This is a genomic window from Streptomyces populi (assembly GCF_002911015.1).
In the GTDB taxonomy this organism is placed as follows: Bacteria; Actinomycetota; Actinomycetes; order Streptomycetales; family Streptomycetaceae; genus Streptomyces; species Streptomyces populi.
Genome location: NZ_KZ627056.1, coordinates 1 through 4,772 on the forward strand (window position 1 = coordinate 1; position 4,772 = coordinate 4,772).

The following is a 4,772-nucleotide window of genomic DNA, read 5'->3' on the forward strand; positions in this document are numbered from 1 at the left end:
TCACGGCGGGTCCGCGCTGGACGCGGCCGTCAGGCGGGACGCGGCGGCCAAGAAGCGCGCGGCGATGCAGAAGGGCGCGACCGCCACCAAGGAACTGGTGGCGACGAGGGACCTGGCGGCCGAGCGGGACGCGGTCGCGAACGAGGAGGCCGCCGCGAAGAGCGATCCGGCCCCCGGGACGAAACCGTCCCCGGCCCCCGCCGCGGAGGAGGGCGGGGCGCAGGGGCAGTCCGAGGCGGCCCGCGAGCACGAGCGCGCGGCCGCCGAGGCCGAGCCGTCGCCCGCCGCGCCCGATACGTCTCCCCGGGCGGTGGCGGCACCGCCGGCGCGGGCGGCGCTTCCTCCCGCCAAGCGCTCCGGACACTTCACCGTGCCGACGGCGGTGGCCGTCGTCCCGCACACCGCGCCGGTGCGGCGCCCCTCGGCCGAGGGAGGGTTCGACTTCTTCGGTACGCAGAAGGAGGCGGGCGACGACGCCGCGATGGAGGCCGTGCAGAACGAGGACCTCGCCGACGTGGTCGGCCAGGAGGCGCTCGCCGCACACGAGGCCGAGTCCACGGGCGGGGCCCCGGACGGCGCCGACCGTCAGGTCATCGACCTGACCGAGCACGACGAGACCGAGCACATCGACATGACGGGGCTGCGGAGCGCGGCTTCCTGAACCGGGCGCCCGCCGGACGGGCGTGACGGACCGAGGGCAGTGGCATCCCGCCACTGCCCTCGGTCCGTGAGAGCCCCCTCGACCGGGTTCCGTGCCTCCCGCCCCGGACTTCCCGGAGAAACCCCCGGGCACCCGACCCGACCCGGCTCCTCGGTCCTTCCCGGCCCGCCCCCGGCCTTCCTGGCCCGTTCCCGACTTCCTCTGGCTTCCCCGGTCCGCCCCCGACTTCCTCTGGCTTCCCCGGTCCGTCGTGGCTCAGGCCATCCACCGGTCCGGCGGGGCCTCCCGCCGTCCCGTGCGGGACCGGTCCGCCTGCGCGCGGAGGAGGTCCGCCGCCTCCGTGGCGTCCCGCAGCCGCGCCGTCACCGTCCTGCCGGCCCCGGCGTCGACGTGGACGTCGGCCAGCCCCTTGCGGCGTTCCCAGGGCCCCTGGGTCAGCCGGACGCTCTGCGCCTTCGCGTGCGGGACGAGGAAGAGGCGGCGCCGCAGCAGCCCGCGGCGCGTGGCGAACACGGTGCCGGTGACGGCGAGTCCGTACCCGCGCCACCAGAACGGCACGCACCAGCCCGCCCGCCGCGGAGGGCGGTCCAGGGCCTCGGGAACGGCCACGCCGGGCAGCACCGCGGCGATCACGGCGTGGGCGACCTCGCGCGGGGCGACGGGCACGAGGACCGAGTTCGACGACCCGGCCACGTCCAGTTCGACGCGCACCCATCTGCCGCGCCACAGCAGGGGTTCGACGATCCGTACGGTCTGCACGCGGCCGGGCGGCACCGTCTCGTGCGCGCGGTCCAGGAGCCCGTGATCGATGCGCAGGCCGTCGGGCGACTCGCCCACCGTCCAGTCGTACTCGCCGACGAAGCGCCCGACGCTGCTCGCGCCCGCCGCGCCGAGCAGGGGAAGTCCGGTCGCGAGGACCGTCCAGACGCTGTGCGTGGCGAACCACAGCAGCGTGGGGACGACGAGCGCGGCGACCAGGGAGGCCCAGGTGGCGCCGGTGAGCAGCAGGGAGGCGGCGAGGACGCCGGGCGGGACGTGCAGCAGCCGGCGGACCGGCGCCTCGCCGACCTCGCCGGCGGACTCGGGCGCGAACCCGGCCGCCCGGGCGAGGAGTTCGGCACGCAGCCGTCGGGCCTCGCCCTCGCCCAGGTAGGCCAGCTCGTCCTTCTCGTCCGTCCCGACGACGTCGAGCTTGAGCTTGGCGACGCCCGCCACGCGGGCCAGCAGCGGCTGGGTGACGTCGACGGCCTGGAGCCGTTCGAGCCGGATGTGCGCGGTGCGGCGGAACAACAGGCCGGTACGGATGCGCAGTTCGGTGTCGGTCACCGCGAAGTGGGTGAACCACCAGCTCAGGAAGCCGTAGAGGGCGGCGCCCGGGACGATCACGGCGAGGCCGAGGAGCAGCGCGGTCGTCGTGAGTCCGGTCAGCCGCTCCTGCGCCTGGCCCGGGTCGTGGACGGCCCAGCCGGCCAGCACGGCGACCGGCGCCCAGGCGCGCCGGAGCGGGGTCACCGGGTGCAACCGCCGCTCGGACGGCTGCTTCCCGTCCGGCAGAGAGCCCTCGCCGCCCGGTACGGAGCCCTCGCCGTCCGGTACGGCCGCCGCACCGGGAGGGCTGTCGGGCGCGGCGGACGGGTGCCCCGAGGGGTCCGGTGCGGCCGTGCTCACAGTCCCGCCGATCGGGCCTCGCCCAGTTCGGTCAGCCGGTCCCGCAGCCGTTCGGCCTCGGCCGGGTCGAGACCCGGGATGCACGCGTCGGTGGCCGCGGCGGCGGTGTGGAGCTGCACGCTGGCGAGTCCGAAATGACGTTCCAGGGGACCGGAGGTCACCTCGACGAGCTGCATGCGCCCGTACGGGACCACGGTCTCCTCACGCCACAGCACCCCCCGGCTGATCAGCAGGTCGTCCGCGCGTTCCGCGTACCGCCAGGAGCGCCAGTTGCGGCCCAGCATGCGCCAGCCCCACGCGGCGAGGGCGAGCGGCAGCAGGGCGAAGGCCGCCCAGCCCGGACCCGCGAACAGGGCGAGGAGCACCCCGGAGGCGATCGTCAGGATTCCCAGCCACACCACCAGCAGCAGTCGCCGCATGCGCAGCAGCCCCGGAGGCAGTCCGGTCCAGACCGGCTCCCCCGGCGCGCTCTCCCCGGTCCGCGCGCTCCCCGTCTCCATGGAGCAAGCGTACGTACGAGAGACTGTGGCCATGACTCCCACGACGGAGACCGTGGTCGGCATCGGCGGCGCCGCCGAGAGCACCGACATGGTGCTCAACATCGGACCCCAGCACCCCTCGACCCATGGCGTGCTGCGACTGCGGCTCGTACTCGACGGTGAGCGGATCCAGCACGCGGAGCCGGTCATCGGCTACATGCACCGCGGCGCCGAGAAGCTCTTCGAGGCGCGCGACTACCGCCAGATCATCATGCTCGCCAACCGCCACGACTGGCTGTCGGCCTTCTCGAACGAGCTGGGCGTCGTCCTCGCCGTGGAGCGGATGCTCGGCATGGAGGTCCCCGCGCGCGCGGTGTGGATGCGCACGCTGCTCGCGGAGCTCAACCGGGTCCTCAACCACCTGATGTTCCTCGGTTCCTACCCCCTGGAGCTCGGCGGGATCACCCCGATCTTCCACGCCTTCACCGAGCGCGAGGAACTGCAGCACGTCATGGAGGAGATCTCCGGCGGGCGCATGCACTACATGTTCAACCGTGTCGGCGGCCTCAAGGAGGACCTCCCGGCCGGATGGACCGCACGCGCGCGTGCCTGTGTCGCCGCCCTGCGCTCGCGGATGGGCGTGTACGACGACCTGGTGCTCGGCAACGAGATCTTCCGGGGCCGTACGCGCGGGGTGGGCGTCCTCAGCGCGGAGGCCGTGCACGCGTACGGCGTGAGCGGCCCCATCGCGCGGGCCTCCGGCGTCGACTTCGACCTGCGCCGCGACGAGCCCTACCTCGCCTACGGGGAGCTCCAGGACACCCTGAGGGTCGTCACGCGCGAGGAGGGCGACTGCCTGGCCCGCTTCGAGTGCCTCCTGGAGCAGACGCACAATTCCCTGGACCTCGCGGACGCCTGCCTCGACCGGCTGGCCGAGCTGCCTCCCGGCCCGGTCAACCAGCGCCTGCCGAAGGTCCTGAAGGCGCCCGAGGGGCACACGTACGCCTGGACCGAGAACCCCCTCGGCATCAACGGCTACTACCTCGTCAGCAAGGGCGAGAAGACCCCGTACCGGCTGAAGCTGCGGTCCGCCTCCTTCAACAACATCCAGGCGCTCACCGAACTCCTGCCCGGGACGCTGGTCGCCGACATGGTGGCGATCCTGGGGTCACTGTTCTTCGTGGTCGGGGACATCGACAAGTAGGGCGTCGCGCAGGACGGCGTCGGGGGAGTCCAGGAGCCCGTCGGGGAAGCCGACGGGCTGGAGGAGCCAGCCGAAGCCGCCCAGCCCGTCCGGCGCGGTGAGTTCCGCGGCCTGGCCCGCGCCCGCGAGGGCGCGCACGTAGGCGGCCGGGTCGGCCGACGCCAGGGCGAGCGGAGGGCGGGCGCCGCTCACGCCCAGCGCGCGCAGTGCCGCGCGCTGGGTCACCACGCGGCCCCCGGGCAGCGCGCACGCGTCGAGCGCCACGTGCGCGGTGATGTCGCACGAGCCGTCCGGCACCGGCGCCGTCTCGCGGCCCTCCCGGAAACCGGTGAGGGTCCCGAAGGGCGGCCGTCCGCCCGCGAGGTGCGCGTAGTCGACGGCGACGGCGAGACCCCGGTCGAGCGTGGACACGGCGGAGGCCCAGGCGAGGTCCCGGGGGAGCCCGATCTCGGCGCGGGCGCCCTCGGCAGGCGCGAGGGGCGCTCCGGGTGCCCCGTCCGCCCCCGCGGGACGGGGTGCTTCCTGTGCGGGTGCGGGGTCCGGTCGTGCTCCCGGCGAGCGGGGTCCCCCCTGTACGGGCGTGGGGTCCTGCCGTGGTCCCGGGGCGGGACCCGTGCCGGCCGGCGGCCACCACCAGTTCCGCAGCCACCGGGCGTCCTCCCCGGAGACGGGCTCCCCGAGACGTTCGGTCCCGTCGCCGCGGACGAGGACCAGCCGCGGCACCCCGTCCGGCCCCGCCTCGGCGACGTCCACGGGCACG

General features: G+C 75.0%; 3 protein-coding genes and 2 pseudogenes. 2 read left to right on the top strand and 3 right to left on the bottom strand.

Annotated elements, in window-relative coordinates; all coding sequences use genetic code 11:
• Positions 1-661, top strand: a pseudogene (locus CW362_RS45170) (hypothetical protein); the annotation flags it as partial.
• Between the two features lie 255 nt (positions 662-916).
• Here CW362_RS45170 and CW362_RS42360 read toward each other — a convergent pair.
• Positions 917-2,215, bottom strand: a complete 1,299-nt coding sequence (locus CW362_RS42360; RefSeq protein WP_240658347.1) for a PH domain-containing protein — start codon at positions 2,213-2,215, stop codon at positions 917-919.
• 110 nt (positions 2,216-2,325) lie between these two features.
• Positions 2,326-2,829 (bottom strand): PH domain-containing protein, encoded by a 504-nt coding sequence (locus CW362_RS42365; protein WP_103554901.1) that lies wholly within the window; start codon positions 2,827-2,829, stop codon positions 2,326-2,328.
• Between the two features lie 25 nt (positions 2,830-2,854).
• Between CW362_RS42365 and CW362_RS42370 the strand changes: the two genes are divergently transcribed.
• A complete protein-coding gene (locus CW362_RS42370; RefSeq protein ID WP_162684439.1) occupies positions 2,855-4,012 on the top strand; it encodes an NADH-quinone oxidoreductase subunit D in 1,158 nt (385 codons plus the stop codon).
• On the opposite strand, the pseudogene CW362_RS45175 reads toward CW362_RS42370, so the two are convergent.
• Positions 3,977-4,772: pseudogene (locus CW362_RS45175) on the bottom strand (hypothetical protein); the annotation flags it as partial. The gene CW362_RS42370 and the pseudogene CW362_RS45175 overlap by 36 nt on opposite strands.